Genomic DNA, 23,992 nt, shown 5'->3' on the forward strand with positions numbered 1-23,992 from the left:
GGGCCACATTGGACCCCCCGCCCCCTCAGGCTGCGCCCAGCGGAAGGTTGCTGCGCTTGCAGACATAGGTCGCCAGCTCCTCGCGCAGCGGCAGCCCGGCGATCGGGCGCAACGGACCGTCATAGGCGATGCTCGTCTCGACCAGCGAACGGCGCGGCGCGACGCCCAGGACATGGAACAGGCGACGCTCGCAATCGACTTCGGTGCGGGCATAGGCGACGCGGCCGGCATGTTCCTGGCGGATGATCGCGATCACCGTGCCGCCGATCGCCCGGCGCTCGCGCAGCAGGAAATAGCGCGAGGCGGTATCCGACGGGGTCGGGATCAGGTCGCCCTTGACCGTCAGCGCGGGCGGCGCCGGCGCTGCGACTTCGGTTTCGCCCAGATTGCGCAGCGATACGCCCGCAGTGCTCATCGCATTGTTATCGACCGCATCGGTCGACGGCGCGCCCGAACAGGCGGACACGCCCAACCCGCCGGCAACCGCCAGCGCTAACCACGTCTTCTTCATCAATACACTCCCGGGTATGAATCAGGTTCAAACGCCCGCAGCATGACGATCGATCCGGTGGTGCGGATCGATCCCCGCCGCCCGACATTGCGCGAGGATATTTTCTTCGGCGAAGGGCGCGCACCGACCGGCACGCGTCCTCCAGGTCCGCCTATTTCGCCGCCGGCTTGGGCACCGCGGCGGGCACCACCGCCATCGTCCAGTCGCGGTCGGGGCGCAGATATTTCGCCGCGACCGCCTGCAGGTCGGCCGGCGTCGTCGACACCAGATCCTCGGCGATCCGCTTGGTCGCGTCGATCCGCCGCGGATCATAGGTCGCCCCGCCGAGCTGCTGCATCCAGAACTGGTTCCCGGTCGAGGCGCGCATGATGTACTGCCCCATCGGCCGCTTGATCCGCTGCAGCTCGTCCTCCGCGATCGGCGTCGAGACCAGCTCGGCGGCGATCTTGCGCGCGGTCTCGAAGAAGAACGCGACCTTCTCAGGCGCGACCTGGCCGATCGCGACGAGGCGACCGCCGCTGTTCATCCCGGTCGGCCACTGGCTCTGCACGTTCGGGCTGTAGCTCGCGCCCGCCGCCTGGCGGAGCCGCTCGAACAGCCGGTCGGCGAACACCTGTGCGAGCACGTCGAGGCGACGGCTCTCGGTGATCGCCTCGATCCCGCCCCCGGTCGGCCAGGCGATGACCGCCGCCGCCTGGTTCTGCGGGCCGGTATGCGTGCGCATCACCGGGGTCGCGACATGCGCGGGGAAGCGCACCGGCGCCGCCACCGCGGTCGACGCGGAGCGCGCGGCGATCGCGCCGAAGCTCTTGGCGACCGCGGCGATCGCCTCCTCGCTCTTCACGTCGCCGAACACCGACACCTCGATCGGCCCGGTCTTGAGCAGCGGCTCCCAGAACTTGCGGAAGTCCTTGGCGTTGAGCGCCTCGACCGACTCGCGCGACGGCGTGCCCCAGCGCGGATCGCCCGCGCGCAACAGCTTCTCCAGATCGCGCGACAGCACGCCGTCGGGCGACGATTCATAGCCCGCAAACGCCGCCAGCGCCGCGACCCGCGCGCGCGCGACCGGCGCTGCGTCCCATGCCGGGAAGGCGAGCTTGGCGGCCATCAGCGTCAGCTGGTCGGCATAATCCGCAGGCGAGGTCAGCGCACCCAGCGTGAACGCGTCGTCGTCGATCCCGAAGTCGAGGCCGATGCGACGCCCGGCGGTCAGCTGGTCGAGATCGCCCTGGTCGAGCTTGCCGATCCCGCCCGCGACCAGCGCGAGGTCGCCCGCCCAGGCCGGACTCGGCTTGTTAGCCGGGATCGCGCTGTAACCGCGACCGAACCGGACGCGGACATAGACGCGGCCGGTCTCGCCCGTATTGGGGAACAGCAGCAGGCGGGTGCCATTGGCATAGGTCACCTGCTCCATGTCGAACGCGGCGATCTTTTCGCGCGATGCCACGACGCCGGGCTTGCCGAGCGGCGGCAGCGCGGCGAACGTCACCGCATTCTGCTGGCGACGCAGCCCCGCGAGACCCGAGACGTCCGCCTTCAGCGCGGTCTCGAGCTTGGCCACAGCGGCGGGGTCAGGCGTGATCGTGTTGACCAGCGCGCGCGTCGCGGTCCCCTCGAAGATCCGCTTCGACGCCGCGAGCAGCGTGGCGGGGGTGAACATGCCCTTCGCCTTGGCGTCCTGCAGGATCTTGTACGACGTCTCCGGCCCCGCGACGGTTTCGCGGATGTCGAGCGCACCGACCATGTCGTCGGCCTGGCGCGCGCCCGCCTCGACCCGCGCGGTCTCGACCTGGGTGCGCATGATCGTGTCGAAATCGGCATATTCGCGGTCGACCTCGGCCTGGCTCGGCGCGTTGGTCTGCGCGTCGGCGATCACCGCGCGCACGTCCTTCAGCGCCGCTTCCCAGTCCGTCCCGATCGGCACGATGTTGACGCTGGTCAGGTTCGCCGACCGCGACACGTCGTCGATCGACACCCCCGCCTGGAGATAGCTGCCACCGGCGCGCGCGCGCGTCTCGAGCCGCCGGCTGATCAGCCGCGTCGCCAGCACGTCGACCAGCCGCGTCTGGTTCATGATCGCGGTGTCGTCCTTGTACACCCAGGGCCGGACCACGCCGAGCGTGACGACCGCGGGCAGCGACGGCTCGGCGATCGCCTGTGCGGCGGGGGCGGCGGGATCGGGCTTGCCGAAATCGGGCGCCGCGGTGAACGCGCCGACCGGTTTCCAGTCCGCGAAGTTCTTGACGATCAGCCGTCCGAACAGCGCCGGATCCATGTCGCCCGAAATGATGACAACGGTGTTCTCGGGCCGGTACCAGCGATCGTGGAACGCCTTGATGCTCGCGCCGGTCGCCGCCTCGAGCGTCTTGATGCTGCCGATCGGCGACCGGTCCGCGAGCGGCTGGCCCGCGAAGAAGGTCGACCGGATCGCATCGCCGATCCGCACCTGGGGTCCGGGCTGCTCGCGCTGTTCGGCGAGCACCACCGGGCGCTCGGCAGTGACCGTCGCATCGGTCAGCACCGGCTGCTCCATCATCCCCGACAGGATCTTCAGGCTGTCGTCGAGCCCCGCCTCGCTCGCCGAGGGCAGGTCGAGCTTGTAGGTCGTCGAGACGGGCGTAGTCTGCGCATTGGTGTCCGATCCGAACGTCGCGCCGAACCGCTGCCAGACGCGCTTGGCCTCGCCGTCGGGGACGTATTTCGACCCGCGGAACGACAGATGCTCGATGAAATGCGCATAGCCGCGCTCGGCATCGCTCTCGTTCAGCGACCCGGCATCGACGCGGACGCGGACCGACACCTGACCCGGCGGAACGCCGTTCTTGCGCACGGCAAAGCGCAGCCCGTTGGGCAGCGTGCCGAACTTCCACTCGGGATCGCGGGTGAGATCGCTGCCCTTGTAGAGCCACGCGGTCGTGTCGATCCCGGGCAGCCCCGGCAGCGTCGGTGCCTCGCCGGGCATCGCCACGGTCTGCGGCTGGACGGGGGCCGCAGGTGCCGCCGCGGGCGGCTTGGCGCGGGACGCGGGCCGCGTCCCCGATTGGCCGATGGCAGGGATCGCCAGGCACAGCACGAGCGACAGGAAGACGGGAGCGCCGAACGCGCGGGGGGTAAACGCCATGCCGTCCTGTAGCGCCCCCGGCCGCCGACCGCCAGCGCTGTGCCCGTCGCGCGCGCTGCGCCATCATTTCGTCCCATAGCCGCGCTATCTCAATCACCTGCAAGCGCGAATACGGGCGCGCGGTACGAGCGAACGACGAAGAGTGGAGTGCGAATGCAAGCCGAAGTCAGGGCGAAGACCGGGACCGCGACGGGTCCGGCAATGTGGCGAAATTCTGGTCGTGATCCCCGCAGCACCCCCCACCGCACCCCCGATCTGACCGTCATTTCGGGCGCGCCCCAGCCCGGCGCGCCGCTCGCGGCGGAACCCGGCCGGCCGCTGATCATCCGCGTCGGCAAGCATCTGCGCGGCGTGTTCGACCGGCTGATCGCGAGCTCGTCGCTCGTCTCGAACGACCCGGTGCTCGACGTCCGCGACTTCGCCTGGACGCAGTTGCTGCGCGAGCATTGGCGCGACATCCGTGACGAGGCGGTCGCGGTCGCGCTGCGCGGCGAGGCCTCGCCCAGCCTCGCGACGATCTCGCCCGATCACCGCGCGATCGCCGAGATCGACAAGTGGCGCTCGTTCTTCCTCTGGGGCTATGGCTATCCGATCGACGAGAATCTGGTGCGCTGCCCGCGGACGCGCGATCTCGTCGCGCAGATCCCGGGGCTCAATAGCGCCTTCTTCTCGATCCTCGCGCCGGGCACGCACATCCCCGAGCATCGCGGCGTGACCAAGGGGCTGATCACCTGTCACCTCGGCCTGATCGTGCCGCGCGACGGCGACGTCCGGATGCGCGTCCACGACCGCACCGTGCGCTGGTCGGAGGGCGAGACGCTGGTGTTCGACGACACCTACAACCACGCGGTCTGGAACGACACGAGCGGCACGCGCGTCGTCCTGCTCATCCAGTTCGAGCGGCCGCTGCGCAATCCGGGCAAGTGGATCGCCGACGCCTTCCTGAACGTCGTCCGCCGCTCCGCCTTCGTCCAGGACGCGGTCCGCAACATCGGCGACTGGAACGCCGCGGTGAAACAGCTCGACGTCTGACGGCATCCGGCCTCGCAAACGCTATGCCGGTGCCAAAGAAGAGTTTGCTTGATCCCTCCGCCCCCCGTCGCCACATGCACCCCATGCTGATCGAAACGGAATCCACCCCGAACCCCGCGACGTTGAAGTTCCTGCCGGGACGCACCGTCATGGAGTCCGGCACCCGCGACTTCGCCACCCCCGAGGAGGCCGAGGCGAGTTCGCTCGCCGATGCGATCTTCCGGCTCGGCGACGTGACCGGCGTGTTCTTCGGGCGCGACTTCGTCTCGGTGACCGCCGCCCCCGGCGTCGCCTGGTCGGACCTGAAGCCCGACGTGCTGGCAATCATGCTCGATCACTTCTCCGCCGCGATGCCGCTGTTCCGCCCCGCGAGCGCAGGCTTTTCGGTGCCGTCCGACGATACCGTGCTGACCGACGACCCGGCCGATGCCGATATCGTCGCGCAGATCCGCGACCTGATCGAGACGCGCGTCCGCCCGGCGGTCGCCAATGACGGCGGCGACATCGTCTATCGCGGCTTCGACAAGGGCAAGGTGTTCCTCCAGCTCCAGGGCGCGTGCGCCGGCTGCCCCTCGTCGAGCGCGACGCTCAAGAACGGCATCGAGCAGCTGCTGAAATATTACGTCCCCGAAGTCACCGAAGTGCGCGCCGTCTGATGACCCTGCGCGGTCCCCAGCCCGACGTCGTGCTCGACGCGATCTTCCGCGAGGCGCGCAGCTATAACGGCTATACCGACCGCCCGGTCGCGAAGGCCGATCTGCACGCGATCTGGGATCTGATGAAATGGGGCCCGACGTCCGCCAACCAGCTGCCCGCGCGGCTGGTCTGGTGCGTCAGCGACGAATCAAAGCAGAAGCTTGCCGACGCGTGCAGCGCGCAGAACCAGCCCAAGATCCTGAACGCGCCCGTCTCGGTGATCATCGGCATGGACACCGAATTCCACGAGCATCTGCCCGAACTGTTTCCGCACGCCGATGCGAAATCCTGGTTCACGGGCAGCGCCGAACTGCGCGCGGCATCGGCCTTCCGCAATTCGACGCTGCAGGGTGCCTATTTCATCATCGCCGCGCGGATGCTCGGGCTGGATACCGGGCCGATGTCGGGGTTCGACGCGGACAAGGTCGATGCGGCCTTCTTCGCCGACACGCCCGCGGTCCATACCAACTTCATCGCGACGCTCGGCTATGGCGATCCCGCGACGATCTTCGCCAGGTCGCCACGCCCCGACTTCGCGAAGTTCAACAGCATCGCCTGACATGACGCCCTCTTCCCGGAGGGGAGAGGGATTACCGATATGCGTACGCTGATCATAGAGACGTCCACCGCCGCCTGTTCGGTCGCGCTCGCCGATGACGGCGTGATCGTCGCGCGGACGCATGACGTCGTCGGGCGCGGCCATGCCGAACGGCTCGTGCCGATGATCGCCGCGCTGCCCGGCGGCGGCCGCGCCGACCGCATCCTCGTCGATGTCGGCCCCGGCAGCTTCACCGGCGTCCGTGTCGGCATCGCCGCCGCGCGCGGGCTGGCACTCGGCTGGTCGGCGACGGTCACCGGCTTCTCGTCGCTGCCTTTGGTCGCCGCGGCGGGATTCGATGATCGCTTAACCGATGATATTGCAGTAGTTTTAGAGGGCGGGCATGGCGAGGTCTTCATGCAGTGCTTTGCCGCCGATCTGTCGCCGCGCACCGACATGGTGTCGCTGAAGCCCGACGCGGCGCTCGCGGCGCTGGCGGGACGGCGCGCGGTCGGCAATGGCGTGCGGTGGCTCGCCGCGCTCGCCGATGATCTCGACCTGACCGAGGCGCTGCCCGATGCGGGCGCCGCGATCCTGTTGCCCGAGACACTCACCGCGCTGCCGCCCGTCCCGATCTATGGCCGCGCGCCCGATGCGAAGCCCGCCGCGGTCCATCCGGCGGTGCCGCGCTGATGGCGACCCGCGCCGTGCCCCCGCCCTCCGACGAAGACGCGGCATCCGCGGTCGTGCTGCGCGCGGGCGACGCGCGGGACCTCGCCATCGTCGACGCGCTGATGGGCGACGCGTTCGACCCAGCGTATGGCGAGGCGTGGACGCGGACCCAGTGCCTCGGCGTGCTCGCGCTGCCCGGCATCCAGCTCGTCCTCGCCTTTGTCGATGATCGGCCCGCGGGCTTCGCGATGACGCGGACGGTGCTCGACGAGGCGGAGCTGCTGCTGATCGCGGTCGCGACCGATGCGCGCCGCCGCGGCATCGGCACCGCGCTGGTCGGCGCGGTGATCGCCGACTGCATCGCCGCCAACGTCGCCACGCTGCATCTCGAGGTGCGCGCGGGCAATGAGGCGGTCGAACTCTACACCGCGCACGGTTTCGCCAAGGTCGGCGAACGCCGCGCCTATTATCGCGGCCGGTCGGGGGTGGCGCATGACGCGCACACCTATTCGCGCGCGCTCGGCCACTGAGGCTTATTGCGAGTCACTATCCCTTTTCGCAACAGCGTTAACCGCCTACATGGAGGTTTACCAAGGGAATGACACATGCCGCGCAAGATCGATCTGGAAGCCCTCTGCAACGAGAAGGGCCTGCGCATTACCGAGCAGCGCCGCGTCATCGCGCGCGTCCTGTCGGAAGCGGATGATCATCCCGATGTCGAAAAGGTCTATGAGCGCGCCTCGGCGATCGACCCCGGCATCTCGATCGCGACCGTCTATCGCACCGTGCGGCTGTTCGAGGAGGCGGGCATCCTCGACCGCCATGATTTCGGCGACGGGCGCGCGCGCTACGAACCCGCACCCGAGGCGCATCACGACCATCTGATCGACGTCGAGAGCGGCAAGGTGATCGAATTCGTCGATCCCGAGCTCGAACAGCTGCAGAAGGCGATCGCCGAGAAGCTCGGCTTCCGGCTCGTCGACCACCGCATGGAACTCTACGGCGTCGCGCTGACCCGCAAGGACTGATCCGATCGGGCGCCTGCGTCTCGTCGCGCGGCTCGCGGCGCTGCTGATCGCGCTGCTGCTCGCGCTGCCGGTCCACGGGCTGTGGCGGCTGTTCGGCCGGCGATCGCCCTGGCCGCCGCGCTTTCTCGGGCTGGTCGGCCGGATCGTCGGCGCACGGCGACGGATCGTCGGCACGCCGCTGCTGCATGACGTCGTGTTCGTCGCCAATCATCTCAGCTGGATCGACATCCTGCTGCTGTCGGGCGCGACCGGCACCGCCTTCATCGCCAAGGCCGAGCTTCGCCGGGCGCCGCTGGTCGGCTGGCTCTGCACGCTGAACGCCACCATCTTCGTCAGCCGCGCCGATCGCATGGCGGTGACCGCGCAGATCGCGCAGCTCCGCGACACGCTCGCGCGCGACTGGCCCGTTGCGCTGTTCCCTGAGGGCACGACCGGCGACGGCGTCACGCTCCTCCCCTTCAAGGCCGCGCTGCTCGCCGCGCTCGACCCGCCCCCGCCGGGCGTCCGCGTCCAGCCGGTCCGCATCGACTATGGCCCCGCCACGCACGAGCTCGCCTGGGTCGGCGACGAACCCGGCCAGCACCACGCCGCCCGCGTCCTGAAACGCCGCGGCAGCTTCGTCGCGACCTTGCACTTCGCTGAGCCGTTCGCCCCCGCCGATTTCGGCAACCGCAAGGCCATCGCCACCGAAGCCCGCCGCCGTATCGAAGCCCTCTGACTATTCTGTAAGGGGGAGCGCGTTGCCCTCACCCCGCCCCCAACACCACCCCGGCGAAGGCCGGGGCCCAGTTGGCAAGGCCGGAGTAACGAGGCGTTGCCCTAAGTCAGCAACGCCCCCCAACTGGACCCCGGCCTCCGCCGGGGAGGTGCACATAGTTGATGTCGTGGCACCCTCGGATACCGGCCCCCGAAGACGCCCCTCCCCCCACGCACACAAATTTGGTACGGCGCGCGCATGACCTCGAAACCCAAGACCTATCACGTCAAGTCGTTCGGCTGCCAGATGAACGTCTATGACGGCGAGCGCATGGCCGAACTGATGGCCGCCGACGGGCTGACCCAGGCCGATGCGGTCGATGCCGACATCGTCGTGCTCAACACCTGCCACATCCGCGAGCGCGCGACCGAAAAAGTCTATTCGGACATCGGCCGGCTGCGCAAGGACCAGCTGCGCAAGAACGGCAAGACGCCGATGATCGCGGTCGCCGGCTGCGTCGCGCAGGCCGAGGGGCAGGAGATCTTCACCCGCGCCAAGGTCGACGTCGTCGTCGGCCCGCAGGCCTATCACAACCTCCCCGACCTCGTCGCAAAAGCCGCGGCGGGCACGCCGTCGCTCGACACCGACATGCCGCTGCTGTCGAAGTTCGGCGCGCTCCCGACGCGCCGCAAGGTCGCGCCCTCGGCCTTCCTGACCGTGCAGGAAGGCTGCGACAAGTTCTGCACCTATTGCGTCGTCCCCTACACCCGCGGCGCCGAGATCAGCCGGCCGTTCGCGGCGATCGTCGACGAGGCGAAGGCGCTGGTTGACGCCGGTGCGCGCGAGATCACGCTGCTCGGCCAGAACGTCAACGCCTGGTCCGAGAACGAGCGCGGCCTCCACGACCTGATCCGCGACCTCGACCGCATCCCCGGCCTCGCGCGGATCCGCTACACGACCAGCCACCCCAACGACATGACACAGGGCCTGATCGACGCGCACCGCGACGTCGAGAGCCTGATGCCGTTCCTCCACCTTCCCGTCCAGGCGGGCAGCGACCGCGTGCTGAAGGCGATGAACCGCAGCCACACCCGCGATTCCTATCTCCGCCTGCTCGACCGGGTCCGCGCGGTGCGCCCCGACATCGCGCTGTCGGGCGACTTCATCGTCGGCTTCCCCGGCGAGACCGATGCCGAGTTCGAGGACACGCTGAGCCTCGTCGACGCGGTCGGCTATGCGCAGGCCTACAGTTTCAAATACAGCCCGCGCCCCGGCACCCCCGCCGCCGCGATTACCGAACAAGTGCCCGAGACGGTGATGGACGAGCGTCTCCAGCGCCTCCAGGCCGCGCTAAACCGCGACCAGCACGCGTTCAACGCCGCCACCGTCGGCCGGACCTGCACCGTGCTGCTCGAGCGCCCCGGCAAGCTCCCCGGCCAGCTGATCGGCAAGTCCCCCTGGCTGCAGTCGGTCCACCTGATCGGCGACCATGCGATCGGCGACCTGGTCGAGGTAACGCTCGCGGCGGCCGGCCCCAATTCGCTGACCGGCGTGGAACGCATCGCGCAGGCCGCCTGAAACCGCCCCACCTTTTACCACCACCCCGGCGAAGGCCGGGGCCCAGTTGGGGGACGGGCATAACGACGGACGATCCTCCGTTACATCGACCTTTCCAACTGGGCCCCGGCCTCCGCCGGGGTGGTATAGCGGTCAATGGCATCCGCCACATCGCCCCACCCGCTGAGGTTTTCAGGCAACGCCCCCCAGCCTTCGCACGCAACACCAAAACTACCGCTGTCCCCCGCCCGAATCCCCTGCCACACTCCCCCTCGATGCAGCTTCGCCCACGCGACTCGAATCATCGCCAGCCAGGCGCCCCGGCGCCGCTTGAACGCGCGGGCTCCCATGCTCATCTCTGGTCGAACGCCATCCCAGGCGTGATGCGTGCCGGCCCGACCATACCCGATCACCGATCCGACACGTCTGCCCCCGAAAGGACCGCATGAGCCGTAAACCCGTTCCCGCCCAGTCCGGTGACCGCGCCCGAGTCGAGCTGCTGTTCGACAAGCCCCAACTCCTCGTCCGGCTCTTCGGCCAGTACGACCAGAATCTGGTAGCGCTCGAAAACCGCCTCGGTGTGTACATCACCGCGCGCGGCAACAAGATTGGTCTGGAGGGCACCGCGGAACAGGTCGCCAAGGCGCGCGACGTGCTCCACGATCTCTATGCCCGGATCCAGCGCGGCGAGGATGTCGACACCGGCCTCGTCGACGCGTCGATCGCGATGGCCGACGAACCCGTGCTTGAAGGCATCATCCGCGCCGATGCCGGCGGCGGCGCTGCCCCCCCGATCATGATCCGCACGCGCAAGAAGACGATCGTCCCGCGCACGCCGGCACAGGCGCACTACATGCGCGAGCTGACCAGCAACGACATGATCTTCGCGCTCGGGCCGGCAGGCACCGGCAAGACCTATGTCGCGGTCGCACAGGCGGTCCAGCAGCTCATCACCGGCAGCGTCCAGCGGCTGATCCTGTCGCGCCCCGCGGTCGAGGCGGGCGAGCGGCTGGGCTTCCTCCCCGGCGACATGAAGGAGAAGGTCGATCCCTATCTCCGTCCCTTGTACGATGCGCTCTACGACTGCCTCCCCGCCGAGCAGGTCGAACGCCGCATCGCGAGCGGCGAGATCGAGGTCGCACCAATCGCCTTCATGCGCGGCCGCACGCTGGCCGACGCGTTCGTGATCCTCGACGAGGCGCAGAATACCACGCCGGCGCAGATGAAGATGTTCCTCACCCGCTTCGGCCAGAACAGCCGGATGGTGATCTGCGGCGATCCCAAGCAGGTCGACATCCCCGGCGGCGTCGCCGCCTCGGGTCTGGCCGATGCGGTCCGCCGTCTGGAGGGGGTCGATAGCATCTCGATGTGCCGCTTCACCGTCGGCGACGTCGTCCGCCACCCGATCGTCGGCCGCGTCGTCGAAGCCTATGAAGGCAGCGACGCCTGATCCCTGCGCGGCTATTCCGGACATGCCGGGATAGCCGCCGGGCCGTCCGCATACCACAAGGGGTGCGGAACTTTGCCACCTGTGTAATGATTTCGTCCTGACGTTTCCGCCGGAAGGACCCGCATGCTCGAAATCGCGCTCTCTTCGGAGGCTCCCTGGCCCGACCAGGACTGGGACGGCCTCGCTAAGCGCGCCGCGACCGCGGCGATCGAACGCACGCCGCACGGCCAGCTGCTGACCGGCGCCGCCACGGTCGAGATCTCGTTCCGGCTCGCGTCCGACGACGAGGTCCACACGCTCAACAAACAGTATCGCCAGAAGGACAAGCCGACCAACGTCCTGTCCTTCCCGATGGTACAGGCCGATCTGCTCGAGACGATCGCGCAGAATTCGGACGATGGCGAGGTGCTGCTCGGCGACATCATCCTCGCGCACGGCGTCTGCGTCGCGGAAGCCGCGGAGCGCGGCATCTCGGTCGAGGATCATGCGATGCATCTGATGGTGCACGGCACGCTGCATCTGCTAGGCTATGATCATATGGACGACGACGAGGCGGAGGGTATGGAGCAGATCGAACGCGACGCGCTCGCCGCGCTCGGGCTCCACGATCCCTATCTCATCACAGAGGACTGACGACCACGATGGCCGATGGCCCCAATGCCGGAAACGGCGATAGTACCGACAGTATCTGGCGCGGGCTGAAAGGCCTGATCTTCGGTGCCCCCGACGAATCGCTGCGCGATCAGCTCGAGGATGCGATCGACCGGCACGAGGGCGATCCCGCCCCCGATGCCAAGGGCGATCTCACCCCGCTCGAACGCCAGATGGTCCGCAACCTGCTGCATTTCAGCGAGCGGGACGCAGGCGATGTCGGCGTGCCGCGCGCCGACATCATCGCGGTCGAGGAGGAGACGTCGTTCGCCGACCTCGTCAAGCTGTTCGCCGAGGCCGGCCACAGCCGCCTGCCGGTCTATCGCGACAATCTCGATACGATCATCGGTATGGTCCATATCAAGGACGTCTTCACGATCCTCGCGACCGGCGCCGAGCATCCGACGACGCTCGCCGGGCTGATCCGCGAGCCGCTCTACGCGCCGATGTCGCGCGGCGCGCTCGATCTGCTCGCCGACATGCGGCAGAAGCACGTCCATCTGACGATCGTGCTCGACGAATATTCGGGCACCGAGGGGCTCGTCACCTTCGAGGACCTGATCGAGGAGATCGTCGGCGATATCGAGGACGAGCATGACGACGCGCCGCAGGTGCTGATGACCCCGATCGACGGCGGCGCCTGGGACGTCGACGCGCGCGCCGAGCTAGAGGATGCCGCCGAACTGATCGACCCGCGGCTCGCCGAGGTCGATGGCGATATCGACACGCTGGGTGGCCTCGCCGCCTTGCTCGCAGGCCATGTCCCGCAGATCGGCGAGTGCGTCGATCATCCGAGCGGCTGGAAGCTCGAAGTCACCGAAGCCGACGAACGCCGCGTCAACCGCCTCCGCCTCCACCCCCCGGTCGTGCTGGTAGAGGACGACGACTGACACGAAGGGGGCGGTGCGTCGGCCGACACGCCCCGCCCCCCCCCGCACGTCATTCCCGCGAAGGCGGGAACCCATACCGGCTGACCTTCCGACAGCACGCAGACCCTGCCCCTCTGGATTCCCGCCTCCGCGGGAATGACGAAGCATTGCGCTCCACCGCCAACCGCAATCACGCCATTGCCCCCGCCCGCACTCCCGCCTAACTCTCCTGCATGCGCAAACACATCCTCATCGTGCTCGGGCTGATCATCCTGGTCGGGATCGCCGGGTTCACCTGGCTCGCCTGGCCCGATACCGCCCGGCTCGACGTCAACCAGGTCACCGGCAAGCGGCCCGACATCACCGCGCCGCGGATCCAGATGCTGCCGACGATCGGCGTCGCCAAGGCGGTCGGCTGGCCCAAGGGCGCGATGCCGACCGCGGCGGCGGGGATGAAGGTCCAGCCGTTCGCGGCCGGGCTCGATCATCCGCGCTGGCTCTACCGCCTGCCCAATGGCGACGTGCTGGTCGCCGAGACCAACTCGCCACCGCGTAAAGGTCCCGGCATCGTCACGACGGTGATGAACTTCCTGATGGGCCGCGCGGGTGCGGGCGTGCCATCGGCCAACCGCATCACGCTGCTGCGCGACGCGGACGGCGACGGCGTGGCGGAGACGCGCTCGGCCTTCATGACCGGGCTCAACTCGCCCTTCGGCATGACGCTGATGGATGGCCAGCTCTATATCGGCAACACCGACGCGCTGGTCCGCGTGCCCTATACCGAGGGCGCGACCCGGATCACTGCCAAGCCCGAGCGTGTCATTCCGCTCAACGGCGGTGGCAATCACTGGGCGCGCAACGTGATCGCCGCCCCCGACGGCAAGACGCTCTATGTCGGCGTCGGCTCGGCGTCGAACATCGCCGAAAACGGTATGGACGCGGAGAAATACCGCGCCAACATCCTGCAGGTCTGGCCGAAGGACAAGAACTGGCGGATCTATGCCGCCGGTCTGCGCAACCCCAACGGCATGGCGATCAACCCCAAGTCGGGCCAGCTCTGGACCGTCGTCAACGAACGCGACATGCTCGGCTCGGACCTCGCGCCCGACTATCTGACCCAGGTCGAGTTCGGCGATCACTTCGGCTGGCCCTGGTATTATTGGGGCGGCTATCCCGACGATCGGGTCGAGCCGAAGAACCCCGCGCTCCAGCAATATGCCAAGCGTCCCGACTATGCACTCGGACCGCATGTCGCCGCCCTCGGCCTGACCTTCGCGGGCGACGCGAAGCTCGGCGACCGCTTCACCAACGGCGTATTCGTCGGCGAGCACGGCTCGTGGAACCGCAAGCCGCTCTCGGGCTACAAGGTCGTCTACATCCCGTTCGGCGACACCGGCTTCCCGGCGGCGAACGCGAAGCCCGTCGACGTGCTCGGCGGCTTCCTCAACAAGGATGGCGAAGCACAGGGCCGCCCGGTCGGCGTCATCACCGACAAGAGCGGCGCGCTGCTGGTCGCCGACGATGTCGGCAACACGATCTGGCGCGTCAGCACGAAGTAACTGCGGGGAGGCGCGAGAACGCCTCCCCCTCCCCCGTCATCCTGACGAAAGTCAGGATCCAGAGTAACACACGACACCCCGCGTGACCCTGGATCCTGACCTTCGTCAGGATGACGGGCATGGCCGTATCAGGCCGCACAAACCCTCACCGCAGCAGCTTCGGCCCTTCCTTGCGGATCATGTCCTGCACCTTGCCCGCGAACAGCCCGAGCAGCCCGGGCAGGTCGACGATCGCATGGACATTGTCCTCGAACACCGTGACCTTGCTGCCGATCACCTGCCCCATCGCGCTGACGGTGAAGTGCAGCGTATCGCCTTCCCAGCGGCGATCGGTCACCGATCCGCCGGGGATCTTCGACCCGATCGTGTCGATGCCGCTGTCGAGCCGCGAGCGCACCCCCGCCTTGCCGAGCTTGTGGGGGATATCGACCGAAATGGGATTGGACATTCTTTGATCCTCAGTGTGCGAACAGCATCGCGTCCTGTGCGAACGCCTTGAACTCGAGCGCGTTGCCGCTGGGGTCGCAAAAGAACATCGTCGCCTGCTCGCCGACTTCGCCCTTGAAGCGGACATGCGGCGCGATCCCGAAGCGGACCCCCGCCGCCGCGACCCGCTCGGACAGGCTGGTCCAGTCGTCCATCGTCAGCACCACGCCGAAATGCGGCACCGGCACCTGATGCCCGTCGACCGCATTCTCGACCGCGACCGCCTTCGCCGCCGGATCGAGATGCGCGACGATCTGATGCCCGAACAGGTCGAAGTCGATCCAGTGATCGCTCGACCGCCCCTCGGGACAGCCGAGCGTCCCCCCGTAAAAGGCCCGCGCGGCGGCGAGGTCATGGACGGGAAAGGCGAGATGAAAGGGGCGCAGCGTCATGCGGGCAGGATAGAGCGGATGATCCCCCCCGTCACCCCGCCCCCGCTATGCGATGCCCGCTGCGCGTCCGCTGCTCTTGTCGAAGTATCGCGCCCCTGCTCCCCATAAGCGGCGGCCCCTGTTCTCCCGCGAAGGCGGGAGCCCAGTCTGGATCCCCGCCTTCGCGGGGAAACAGCTCGAGGTTCGGCCACCGGTCGCTACCGCCCCCATTCCTCCCCACCACCCCGGCGAAGGCCGGGGCCCAGTTGGGGGACGATGGTAACGCAGGACAGCGCGACACCACTGCGACCTCCCCATCTGGGCCCCGGCCTTCGCCGGGGAGGTGCAAGGGATGCGGCCTGCACGATGCTATTTGTCGATATAGTACCAGCTGCCCGCAAGGAGATGGCACCACCCCGGCGAAGGCCGGGGCCCAGTTGGGGGACGGTGGTAACGAAGGACAGCGCGACACCACTGCGACCTTCCCACCTGGACCCCGGCCTCCGCCGGGGAGGTGCAAGGGATGCGGCCTGCACGATGCTAATTGTCGATATAGTACCAGCTGCCCGCAAGGAGATGGCACCACCCCGGCGAAGGCCGGGGCCCAATTGGGGGACGACGGTAACGCAGGACAGCGCGCCGTCACTGCGACCTTCCCACCTGGACCCCGGCCTCCGCCGGGGTGGTCGTGTGTGGGGGTAGACCCAGGGGTTGGTACCGAGGCCAACGAAAGCGTCCCACCCCACCAACCCAGACGCCCCATCCCCCCCGCCGCCACGCCAGATGCAGCCTCAGATATTGCCCGCCCCCCGCCGCCACGCCATAGCGCAGGCGTGACCCGCTCTCCCGCCCGCGCCGCCCGCGCCGCCCTCACCTCCCACGCGCTCGCCAGCCTCCTGCTCGGCGCGATCGCCGCGACGGGGTTTGCGCCGCTCGATCTCTGGCCGCTCGCGCTCGTCGCAGTCGCCGCGTGGCTCGCGCTCGTCCACGATGCACCGACGCTCCGCCAGGCGCTGTGGCGCGGCTGGCTGTTCGGGCTCGGGCATTTCACCGTCAACAACAACTGGTTCCAGCACGCGTTCGACTTTCAGGACGCGATGCCGCCGGTGCTCGGCTATTTCGCCGCGGTCGGGCTCGCACTCTATCTCGCGATCTTCCCGATGGTCGCCGCAGCGCTGGCTTGGCGGTTCGGACGCCGCGCGACCACAACGCCCGACCCCGCCTTCATCCTCGTCTTCGCCGCCGCATGGATCGCGACCGAGTGGCTGCGCAGCGTGTTGTTCACCGGCTATGCCTGGGATCCGCTGGGGGTAATGTGGCTGCCCGCGATCGGCATCGCGCGGCTGTCCGCCTGGATCGGCACCTATGCACTGTCGGGCGTGACGATCGTCGCGGCGGGATCGCTGTGGATGCTCAGCCGTCGCCGCGTCGCGATGCCCGCGATCGTCGTGCCCCTGCTCGCGCTCGCCGCGCTGTCGGCGCTGTGGACCGACGCCCCCGCCGCGCCTGCCAACGCGCCGCGCGTCCGCGTCGTCCAGCCCGATATCGGCCAGGAGGATCGCAGCGAATCGGACGGCGAACGCGTGCTGTCCGCGCTCGAAAAGCTGTCGGGCACGCCCGGCGCCACCCCCCGCCTCGTCGTCTGGCCGGAGGGGGTGGTGCGCGACTATCTCGAGGATGGCTATCCCTTCTACGCCTATGACTGGTCGAGCCCGGCCTATCTGCGCCGCCGGATCGCGCGGCTGCTCGGCCCCGACGACATATTGCTGACCGGCGGCACGTCGCTGTCGTTCGACCAAGAGGACCGGATCGCGGGCGCGACCAATTCGGTGTTCGCGATCGACGCACAGGCGCGGCTGCGCGGTCGCTACGACAAGGCGCATCTCGTCCCCTACGGCGAATATCTGCCGATGCCGTGGCTGCTCAAACCGCTCGGGCTCGCGCGGCTCGTCCCGGGCGACATCGACTTTACCTCGGGCGAGGGGCCGGGCAACCTGACGCTCGCGGGCTTCGGGTCGATCGGCATCCAGATCTGCTACGAGATCATCTTCTCAGGCCAGACGGTCGACCGCGCGCACCGCCCGCGGCTGTTGTTCAACCCCTCGAACGACGCCTGGTTCGGCAGCTGGGGCCCGCCGCAGCATCTCGCCCAGGCGCGGATGCGCGCGATCGAGGAGGGGCTGCCGATCGTCCGCGCGACCCCGACCGGCATCTCCGCGATCATCGCCGCGGACGGTCGCCTGCTCGCCACCGTCGCGCATGAAACCGCGGGCGCGGCCGAGCTGCCGATGCCGCCCGCGCTGCCGGTGACGCTGTTTGCGCGGCTCGGCAATCTGGCGGCGGGGCTGGTCATGGCGGCGATGATCGCCTTGGCCGTTGCCCTGCGCCGCCGCGAACGCTAGAAGGACATATAAAGCTTTCCTTATATGATGCTCCGCGGTGTCCCACCGCCGGGCCTTTTGCGAAGAGGTTTCATGCGCAAGTCCTTTTTCTTCACCTCCGAGTCGGTCTCCGAAGGCCATCCCGACAAGGTCGCCGACCAGATCAGCGACACGATCGTCGACCTGTTCCTCGCCAAGGATCCCGAGGCACGCATCGCCTGCGAGACGTTGACGACCACGCAGCTCGTCGTCCTCGCCGGCGAGATCCGCGGCAAGGGCATCTATGAGAACGACCAGTGGGCCGATGGCGTGCTCGACGAGATCGAGGCCGCCGTCCGCAACACCGTCAAGGAAATCGGCTACGAGCAGTCGGGCTTCCACTGGAACGAGTTCCGTTTCGAGAACAACCTCCACGGCCAGTCCGCAGAGATCGCGATGGGCGTCGACGAGAGCGGCAACAAGGACGAGGGTGCCGGCGACCAGGGCATCATGTTCGGCTATGCGACCGACGAGACGCCCGGCCTGATGCCCGCGACGCTCTACTACAGCCACAAGATCCTCGAGCGGATGGCCGCCGATCGCCACTCGGGCGCAGCCCCGTTCCTCGAGCCCGACGCCAAGAGCCAGGTGACGCTCGCCTATGAGAACGAGAAGCCGGTCCGCGCGACCGCGCTCGTCGTCTCGACCCAGCACGCACCGGGCTATTCGGAAAAGGGCAAGAACCCCGATCCGGCCAAGTACGCCGAGCTGCGTGACTATGTCATGGGCGTGTTCACCGACGTGCTGCCCGCGGGCTTCATCTCGGACGAGACCGCGATCTACATCAACCCGACCGGCGCGTTCGAGATCGGTGGCCCCGACGGCGACGCCGGCGTCACCGGCCGCAAGATCATCGTCGACACGTACGGCGGCGCAGCCCCGCATGGCGGCGGCGCGTTCTCGGGCAAGGATCCGACCAAGGTCGATCGCTCGGCCGCTTACGTCGCACGCTATCTGGCGAAGAACGTCGTCGCCGCCGGGCTCGCCCGCCGCTGCACGATCCAGCTGAGCTACGCGATCGGCATCGCCGAGCCGCTGTCGGTCTATGTCGACACGCACGGCACCGGCACGGTAGAAGAGGCCAGGCTCGAGGCGGTCCTGCCCAAGCTCGTCCGCCTGACGCCCAAGGGCATCCGCGAGCACCTCAAGCTCAACGCGCCGATCTACAAGAAGACCGCGGCGTACGGCCATTTCGGCCGCGAGCCCGAGGGTGACAGCTTCACCTGGGAGCGCACCGATCTGGTCGACAAGCTGAAGGCCGCAACCGCCTGACGCACTTCGCCGAATAGATGATACAGAAAAGCCTCCCCCGGACCGTCCGGGGGAGGCTTTTTCATGTCCGCTACGCCGGATCGGAAACGATCAGCCGGGCGCCGACCGGTCGGTCCCCGCCGCGTCGCCGACCAGCGGCGCGCTCGCGCGCTGCCGATGCCGCTGCTCGGTCAGGATCTGCCACGACGCCAGGAACAGCGCCGCGACCAGCGGCCCGACGACGATACCGCTCAGGCCGATCAGCTCGATCCCGCCCAGCGTCGTGACCAGCACGACGAAATCGGGGATTCCCGTGTCGCGCCCGACCAGGATCGGTCGCAGGATATTGTCCGCCATGCCGATCACGACGACGCCCGAGATGATCACCACCAGCCCCTGCCAGATCGCGGTGGTCGCGAGCAGATAGACCGCGACCGGAACCCAGACGATCGCCGGCCCGAGCGCGGGCAGCAGCGAGGTCAGCGCCATCAGCAGGCCCCAGAGCAGGGCCGCGGGCAGCCCGACGATCCAGAAGGTCGCCGCGCCCAGCCCGCCCTGGACGAGCGCGACGATCACCGTGCCCTTGATCGTCGCACGCACGACCGACACGAACTTGTCGACCAGCGCGGCGGTCACCGACCGCTCGAGCGGCAGCGCGTCGCAGATCTTCGGCCCGATCGTCTCGCCGTCGCGCAGTAGGAAGAACATCACGTACAGCGCGATACCAAAGGCGAGCAGGAAGGCGGCGGCGTTGCGCCCGATCGACAGCGCCTGGCTGGCGATGGTCCGCACGCTGTTGCCCATCGTCTGCGACAGTCGCGCCTGGATCCGCTCGATCGAATCGAACCCGGCCTTGTCGAGCAGCGTCTGCAGGCGCGTCGGCAACGCATCATGCACCTGGTTGAAATAGGCGGCGAAATTGATCTCGCCATTCTGGATGCGGGTATAGACCGTGCCCGCCTGGTCGACGATCATCCCGCCGATGATCATGCTCGGCACGACGACCGCGAACAGGATGATCAGCAGCGTCAGCGCAGCGGCGGTGTTGCGACGCGTCGGCATCCGCTCCAGCAGGCGCTGGAACAGCGGCTGGAACAGGATCGCGGCGAGCGCGGCCCACAACAGCGCCAGGGCGTACGACCAGACGACCACGACGAGCGCGATCGTGATCACCACCAGGAATATCAGGAATCCGCCCGTTTCGAGCCGGCGCCGGTTGATCATCATGCATCCCCCCCAACATCGTCGGTCGGCCCCAGGCGCCGCCGACGATACCGCCCCCGCCCGAATCGGCGGGGACGGCATCATTGTACTTAGCGCAGTGCGGCGCTGCCGTTGACGAGGGCCGCCTTCTGCTCGTTCGACATCGCGGCAGCGTTCACATCCGCGTCGTCGACCGCCTCGCCCTGCTTCTCGCCCTGATCGCGAACCGCCTCGGCGCGATCCTCGAGATTGTCGGCAGCCGCCTCGAGCGCGTCGGCGCGGTTTTCCGCGGCGCCTTCGACCTGGCTGCCCAGCTTGTCGTCACCCTTGCCGCCACAGGCTGCGAGCGGAATGGTCAGCGTTGCGAGCATGAGCGCGGTAGCAATGGTCTTCATGTATAAATCCCTCTTGTGAGGCCATCCAAACCGTCACGCAGGCGGAACGGTTCCCTCGGCCCCGTTCGGCACTGTCGCGGGATCGTGATCCGCGGATATTTGCGTGTTTTCAGTGACATGCTCGACGACCGGCGCGACACGGTCGAACAGTGCGCTGACCGCCGCCTCGGCGATCCAGCCGACCGCCGCGCCGACGACCAGGTCGGACAGATAATGCTTGCCGTTGACCGGCTGTGCCGCCGCCACCGCGACCGTCGCGAGCGCCGACGGCATCGCCGCACCGTCGATATCGCGCGACGCCGCACGCGCGACCGCGACCGCGCCTGCGGTATGACCCGAGGGGAAGGACGTCTGCTTGTGATCGTCGCTGTCGCCCGTCTCGAACCGCGCCTTGCCGGTGTCGAGCGCATGGCCCGGCCGCGTCCGGTCGACCGAATGCTTGATCACCGATTTCGCCGCGGTCGCCGCCAGATGCGAGGCGAGCATTCGCGCACCGCCGCGGATCAGGTCGGGCCGCCGCGCGACCAGCCCGATCACCAGCGTGCCGATCGACGTCGCGATCAGCTGCGGCTGGTCGGCAACCTCGGCGAGAAAGCCGGTCGCCTTCACCACCGGCGCATCGCGGTGTTCGGCCAGCTTGTAGGTCGCCTTGCGGTCGGCCTCGGCGATCTTGGCCGCCGCACTCTTGCTCTTGCCCGTCATCATCAGTCCTTCTGTCGCATTTCGCCGCGCACCTGCGCATGCGCCAGCAGCGCGAACACCCCCGCACCACCGACGAGATTCCCCATGATCGCCGGCAGCAACAGTCCGGCAAAGGTCCGGACCAGATCGACATGCCCGGTGAACAGCAGCAGGAACGCCTCGTCCGATCCGACGATCGAATGGCTGAACCCGCCGATCGCCACCACATAGGTCACCGCGAAGATCACCATGAACGCCTCGCCGCGCGCATTGGGCAGCGACCAGGCGAGGATCGCGATCATGAACCCCGCCGGGATCGCGTTGACGAACGTCGCCCAGGCGCCAAGCTCGGTGATCCGCATCGACACCGCGATCATCGCTTCGCGCAGCTCCGCCCCGCCGAGCACACCGCCCGCGATCGCCGCCGCGGTCAGCGCGGTGCCAAGCAGGTTGGCGCCCAACACGATGCCCCACAGCCGCAACGTCCGCCGCAGCGCCCAGCGCGACGGCTTGGTCACCAGCGGCAGCATCGCGCTGATCGTGCTCTCGGTGAACAATTGCATCCGACCGAGAATGACGACCAGGAACCCCGCCGGATAGCCGAGCGACACGACCAGCTCGCGCCACGGCGTATCGGGCAGCGCGGCGTGGAGCGCACCCTCGGCGACCAGCGACGCGGTGATCGCCAGCCCCGCCGCGAGCGCGGAGAAGAACAGCGAGACCCCCGGGCGCGCGAGTTCCTCCTCGCCCGCCTCGCGCACCGCGCGGTGGAGATCGCCCGCGTCCGCCGCCTTCAGGTCCTCGACGTCCTGCTCGGGCCCCTCGGGTGCGGACCCGGTGTCCGACGTGGTGGTGCTGTTTTCGGCCATTACGGCCTTGTAACGGACCGCTACGTGCTTTGCTCCCGCGCAATCGACCGCTAGAGCGCGCGGCGATGAACGATCCCGCCACCATTCGCCGCCTCTATGGCCGTCGCCAGGGCCACAAGCTTCGCCAGGGCCAGTCCGCGCTCGTCGAGGAGATGCTTCCGCGTCTGTCGGTTCCCGAGACGGGGATCGTCGACGCCGCGACCCTGTTCGGCGACGACCGTCCGCTGCATGTCGAGATCGGCTTCGGCGCGGGCGAACATCTCGCCGGCCAGGCCGCGGCCAATCCGGATGTGGGCTTCATCGGCTGCGAACCGTTCCTCAACGGCGTCGTCGGCGCGCTCGGCCATATCCGCGACGGCGGGCTGACCAATGTGCGGCTCTATATGGGCGACGCGCTCGAGGTGATCGAGCGGCTGCCCGATGCCAGCCTCGACCGGCTCTACCTCCTCCACCCCGATCCCTGGCGCAAGGCGCGCCACGCCAAGCGGCGGATGGTCAATCACGGTCCGCTCGACACGATCGCCGCCAAGCTGAAGCCGGGTGCCGAATTCCGGCTCGGCACCGACGATCCGACCTATTGCCGCTGGTCGATGATGATCATGGACCAGCGCCGCGACTTCACCTGGCAGGCGCGCACCCCGCAAGACTTCCTGACCCGCCCCGACGACTGGCCCGAGACGCGCTACGAGCGGAAAGCCCGGCGCCAGGGCCATGAGGTATGGTATTTCCGCTATATCCGCGACTAGCGCCCGCCGCTGCGCCGCCACCAGCCGGCCAGCGCGCGACCCGCAATCGCGGGCAGCCCGGGCCTGAGCAACAGCCAGTCGCGGATCGGTGCGCCCTCCGCCGCGCCGATCACCCGCTTGTAGCCGCTGTCGCCCGCGCCCCAGTCGACCCTGGTCGCGCCGCGTGCCATCGCCGCGACCAGGTTGCGCCAGTAGAGCAGCTTGCCCGGCGAATGCTTGGCGAAACGCGGGTCGTAGCTGTTGGCGATCGCGTAGATCAGCGCCCCCGTGTCGATGTCGAACGAGAAGGCGGCGGGCACGCCGTCGACGCGGAGCAGCGCCGCGCGGAACATCCCCGCCAGCACCGGATCGACCGCCGCCGCCTGCCAGAAGGCGAGATGCCCGTCGGTCGTGAATTTCATGTCGCGGCGATCGGTCTCCTTGGCGACCCAGCTCGTCTGCTCGACCGCACCCAGATCGGCGAACCGCGCCGGCCAGTCCGCCCCCGCCAGCGCCTGCCAGTCGAGCGCGCCATGCTCGGCCAGATGCTTTTCGTGAAAGCGGTTCTTGCGCAGCGTCGAGTTGCGCGGCCAGCGCTCGCCATCGACGCTCGGCACGAGGTCGAGCACCCAGGCGTCGCCGAGGTGCCGGTCGATCGCGCACCAGCCCGCCGCCCGCGCGCTCGCGATCAGCGCGTCCGCCGCCGGATCGCCGTCCTGAACCGGGCCGATCCGCAGGCCGTTGCACTGCGCGGATAGCCCGCGCAGCGCCGCCGCGCGTGCTGCCTCGCTTGCCCCCATCGCCATGCCGAAACTGCGGAACGGCCAGTAGCAGCCCGGCACCGTCGCCAGCCGCAGCCAGGCCGGGCCGAGCGCGACGAACGGCAACGCGATCGCCGCGACGCCGTCCTCCTCGACCACCAGCGTCTTCGCGCGGCCGCCATAGGCGCTCAGCGCGGCCGCATACCAGCCATAGCGCAGGAACCGGTGGCTCGGCGCCGCGCGCGCGGCGACCGCGTCGATCGCGATGCTCAGGCCCTCGACCACGCTTGCCTGCGCGCTAGGCGGCACCGGCACGCGGTCGGACAGGAGCATCGGCTTCGACATCGCACGCCCCCTAGCAGCAATCCCTTACCAGGTAGTGCAGGATCGCACCGGGCGCCGCGGGGCTTCAGGGCGGGGGCGGGATTGGCTTCCCTCCGGCGCGGTTA

24 protein-coding genes are annotated in these 23,992 nt (G+C 68.6%); 15 read left to right on the top strand and 9 right to left on the bottom strand.

From position 1 onward, the window contains the following. Positions 1 to 25: 25 nt before the first annotated feature. Positions 26 to 511: a hypothetical protein gene (locus tag IFT87_RS03530; RefSeq protein WP_037531841.1), complete on the bottom strand. Its 486-nt coding sequence runs from the start codon at positions 509 to 511 to the stop codon at positions 26 to 28. 151 nt (positions 512 to 662) lie between these two features. Further along, complete coding sequence (locus IFT87_RS03535) at positions 663 to 3,632, bottom strand: M16 family metallopeptidase (protein WP_192007535.1); 2,970 nt, start codon at positions 3,630 to 3,632, stop codon at positions 663 to 665. Between the two features lie 153 nt (positions 3,633 to 3,785). On the opposite strand from IFT87_RS03535, the gene IFT87_RS03540 reads away from it, so the two are divergent. The 12 genes from IFT87_RS03540 to IFT87_RS03595 all read left to right on the top strand — a co-directional run bounded on the left by IFT87_RS03540 (position 3,786) and on the right by IFT87_RS03595 (position 14,381). Next, entirely contained in the window at positions 3,786 to 4,664 is an 879-nt protein-coding gene (locus tag IFT87_RS03540) for an aspartyl/asparaginyl beta-hydroxylase domain-containing protein (RefSeq protein WP_037530708.1), read from the top strand. Between the two features lie 83 nt (positions 4,665 to 4,747). Continuing rightward, on the top strand, positions 4,748 to 5,320 hold the full coding sequence (locus tag IFT87_RS03545; protein WP_031396534.1) for a NifU family protein: 573 nt from the start codon (positions 4,748 to 4,750) through the stop codon (positions 5,318 to 5,320). Beyond that, positions 5,320 to 5,919, top strand: a complete 600-nt coding sequence (locus IFT87_RS03550) for a malonic semialdehyde reductase (protein ID WP_037530711.1) — start codon at positions 5,320 to 5,322, stop codon at positions 5,917 to 5,919. The genes IFT87_RS03545 and IFT87_RS03550 overlap by 1 nt, the downstream gene beginning before the upstream one ends. 39 nt (positions 5,920 to 5,958) lie before the next feature. Next, complete coding sequence (tsaB, locus tag IFT87_RS03555; RefSeq protein ID WP_192007537.1) at positions 5,959 to 6,591, top strand: tRNA (adenosine(37)-N6)-threonylcarbamoyltransferase complex dimerization subunit type 1 TsaB; 633 nt, start codon at positions 5,959 to 5,961, stop codon at positions 6,589 to 6,591. Then, a complete protein-coding gene (locus tag IFT87_RS03560; protein WP_192007539.1) occupies positions 6,591 to 7,100 on the top strand; it encodes a GNAT family N-acetyltransferase in 510 nt (169 codons plus the stop codon). The genes tsaB and IFT87_RS03560 overlap by 1 nt, the downstream gene beginning before the upstream one ends. Before the next feature lie 75 nt (positions 7,101 to 7,175). Then, the gene (locus IFT87_RS03565; protein WP_031394622.1) at positions 7,176 to 7,598 is read left to right on the top strand and encodes a Fur family transcriptional regulator; all 423 of its coding nucleotides are present in this window, start codon (positions 7,176 to 7,178) and stop codon (positions 7,596 to 7,598) included. Positions 7,599 to 7,791: 193 nt separating this feature from the next. Further along, positions 7,792 to 8,316: a lysophospholipid acyltransferase family protein gene (locus tag IFT87_RS03570; RefSeq protein ID WP_342211124.1), complete on the top strand. Its 525-nt coding sequence runs from the start codon at positions 7,792 to 7,794 to the stop codon at positions 8,314 to 8,316. Positions 8,317 to 8,553: 237 nt separating this feature from the next. Then, the gene (gene miaB, locus IFT87_RS03575; protein WP_031438934.1) at positions 8,554 to 9,873 is read left to right on the top strand and encodes a tRNA (N6-isopentenyl adenosine(37)-C2)-methylthiotransferase MiaB; all 1,320 of its coding nucleotides are present in this window, start codon (positions 8,554 to 8,556) and stop codon (positions 9,871 to 9,873) included. A 424-nt stretch (positions 9,874 to 10,297) separates the two neighbouring features. Beyond that, the gene (locus IFT87_RS03580; protein ID WP_031438935.1) at positions 10,298 to 11,302 is read left to right on the top strand and encodes a PhoH family protein; all 1,005 of its coding nucleotides are present in this window, start codon (positions 10,298 to 10,300) and stop codon (positions 11,300 to 11,302) included. Positions 11,303 to 11,425: 123 nt separating this feature from the next. Continuing rightward, on the top strand, positions 11,426 to 11,935 hold the full coding sequence (gene ybeY / locus IFT87_RS03585; protein ID WP_031438936.1) for an rRNA maturation RNase YbeY: 510 nt from the start codon (positions 11,426 to 11,428) through the stop codon (positions 11,933 to 11,935). A gap of 8 nt (positions 11,936 to 11,943) precedes the next feature. Next, positions 11,944 to 12,843: a hemolysin family protein gene (locus tag IFT87_RS03590; RefSeq protein ID WP_031393856.1), complete on the top strand. Its 900-nt coding sequence runs from the start codon at positions 11,944 to 11,946 to the stop codon at positions 12,841 to 12,843. A 212-nt stretch (positions 12,844 to 13,055) separates the two neighbouring features. After that, positions 13,056 to 14,381: a PQQ-dependent sugar dehydrogenase gene (locus IFT87_RS03595; RefSeq protein ID WP_192007540.1), complete on the top strand. Its 1,326-nt coding sequence runs from the start codon at positions 13,056 to 13,058 to the stop codon at positions 14,379 to 14,381. 145 nt (positions 14,382 to 14,526) lie between these two features. Here IFT87_RS03595 and IFT87_RS03600 read toward each other — a convergent pair whose 3' ends face one another. Together IFT87_RS03600 and IFT87_RS03605 are read right to left on the bottom strand one after the other, a co-directional pair. Then, positions 14,527 to 14,829 carry a polyhydroxyalkanoic acid system family protein gene (locus IFT87_RS03600; RefSeq protein ID WP_031396320.1) on the bottom strand — a complete coding sequence of 101 codons (303 nt, stop codon included), beginning with the start codon at positions 14,827 to 14,829 and terminating at the stop codon, positions 14,527 to 14,529. Between the two features lie 10 nt (positions 14,830 to 14,839). After that, positions 14,840 to 15,259 (bottom strand): VOC family protein, encoded by a 420-nt coding sequence (locus tag IFT87_RS03605; RefSeq protein ID WP_031438939.1) that lies wholly within the window; start codon positions 15,257 to 15,259, stop codon positions 14,840 to 14,842. Between the two features lie 812 nt (positions 15,260 to 16,071). On the opposite strand from IFT87_RS03605, the gene lnt reads away from it, so the two are divergent. Further along, positions 16,072 to 17,640, top strand: a complete 1,569-nt coding sequence (lnt, locus tag IFT87_RS03610) for an apolipoprotein N-acyltransferase (RefSeq protein ID WP_192007541.1) — start codon at positions 16,072 to 16,074, stop codon at positions 17,638 to 17,640. Positions 17,641 to 17,712: 72 nt separating this feature from the next. Next, complete coding sequence (gene metK / locus IFT87_RS03615) at positions 17,713 to 18,930, top strand: methionine adenosyltransferase (protein ID WP_192007542.1); 1,218 nt, start codon at positions 17,713 to 17,715, stop codon at positions 18,928 to 18,930. A gap of 90 nt (positions 18,931 to 19,020) precedes the next feature. On the opposite strand, the gene IFT87_RS03620 is transcribed toward metK, so the two are convergent. The 4 genes from IFT87_RS03620 to IFT87_RS03635 form a co-directional block, all read right to left on the bottom strand. Then, a complete protein-coding gene (locus tag IFT87_RS03620) occupies positions 19,021 to 20,133 on the bottom strand; it encodes an AI-2E family transporter (RefSeq protein ID WP_107045674.1) in 1,113 nt (370 codons plus the stop codon). A gap of 89 nt (positions 20,134 to 20,222) precedes the next feature. Further along, positions 20,223 to 20,507, bottom strand: a complete 285-nt coding sequence (locus IFT87_RS03625; RefSeq protein WP_042466252.1) for a hypothetical protein — start codon at positions 20,505 to 20,507, stop codon at positions 20,223 to 20,225. 33 nt (positions 20,508 to 20,540) lie between these two features. Next, positions 20,541 to 21,209: a phosphatase PAP2 family protein gene (locus IFT87_RS03630; protein ID WP_084215210.1), complete on the bottom strand. Its 669-nt coding sequence runs from the start codon at positions 21,207 to 21,209 to the stop codon at positions 20,541 to 20,543. 2 nt (positions 21,210 to 21,211) lie between these two features. Continuing rightward, positions 21,212 to 22,057 (bottom strand): formate/nitrite transporter family protein, encoded by an 846-nt coding sequence (locus IFT87_RS03635; protein ID WP_192007544.1) that lies wholly within the window; start codon positions 22,055 to 22,057, stop codon positions 21,212 to 21,214. Between the two features lie 65 nt (positions 22,058 to 22,122). Here IFT87_RS03635 and trmB point away from each other — a divergent pair, with 65 nt between their 5' ends. Then, the gene (trmB, locus tag IFT87_RS03640) at positions 22,123 to 22,803 is read left to right on the top strand and encodes a tRNA (guanosine(46)-N7)-methyltransferase TrmB (RefSeq protein WP_037530578.1); all 681 of its coding nucleotides are present in this window, start codon (positions 22,123 to 22,125) and stop codon (positions 22,801 to 22,803) included. Here the strand turns inward: trmB and IFT87_RS03645 are convergent. Next, on the bottom strand, positions 22,800 to 23,888 hold the full coding sequence (locus tag IFT87_RS03645; RefSeq protein ID WP_192007546.1) for a GNAT family N-acetyltransferase: 1,089 nt from the start codon (positions 23,886 to 23,888) through the stop codon (positions 22,800 to 22,802). The genes trmB and IFT87_RS03645 overlap by 4 nt on opposite strands. Positions 23,889 to 23,992: the final 104 nt, after the last annotated feature.

The organism is Sphingomonas sp. CFBP 8765 (assembly GCF_014841445.1).
Lineage (GTDB): Bacteria > Pseudomonadota > Alphaproteobacteria > Sphingomonadales > Sphingomonadaceae > Sphingomonas > Sphingomonas aerolata.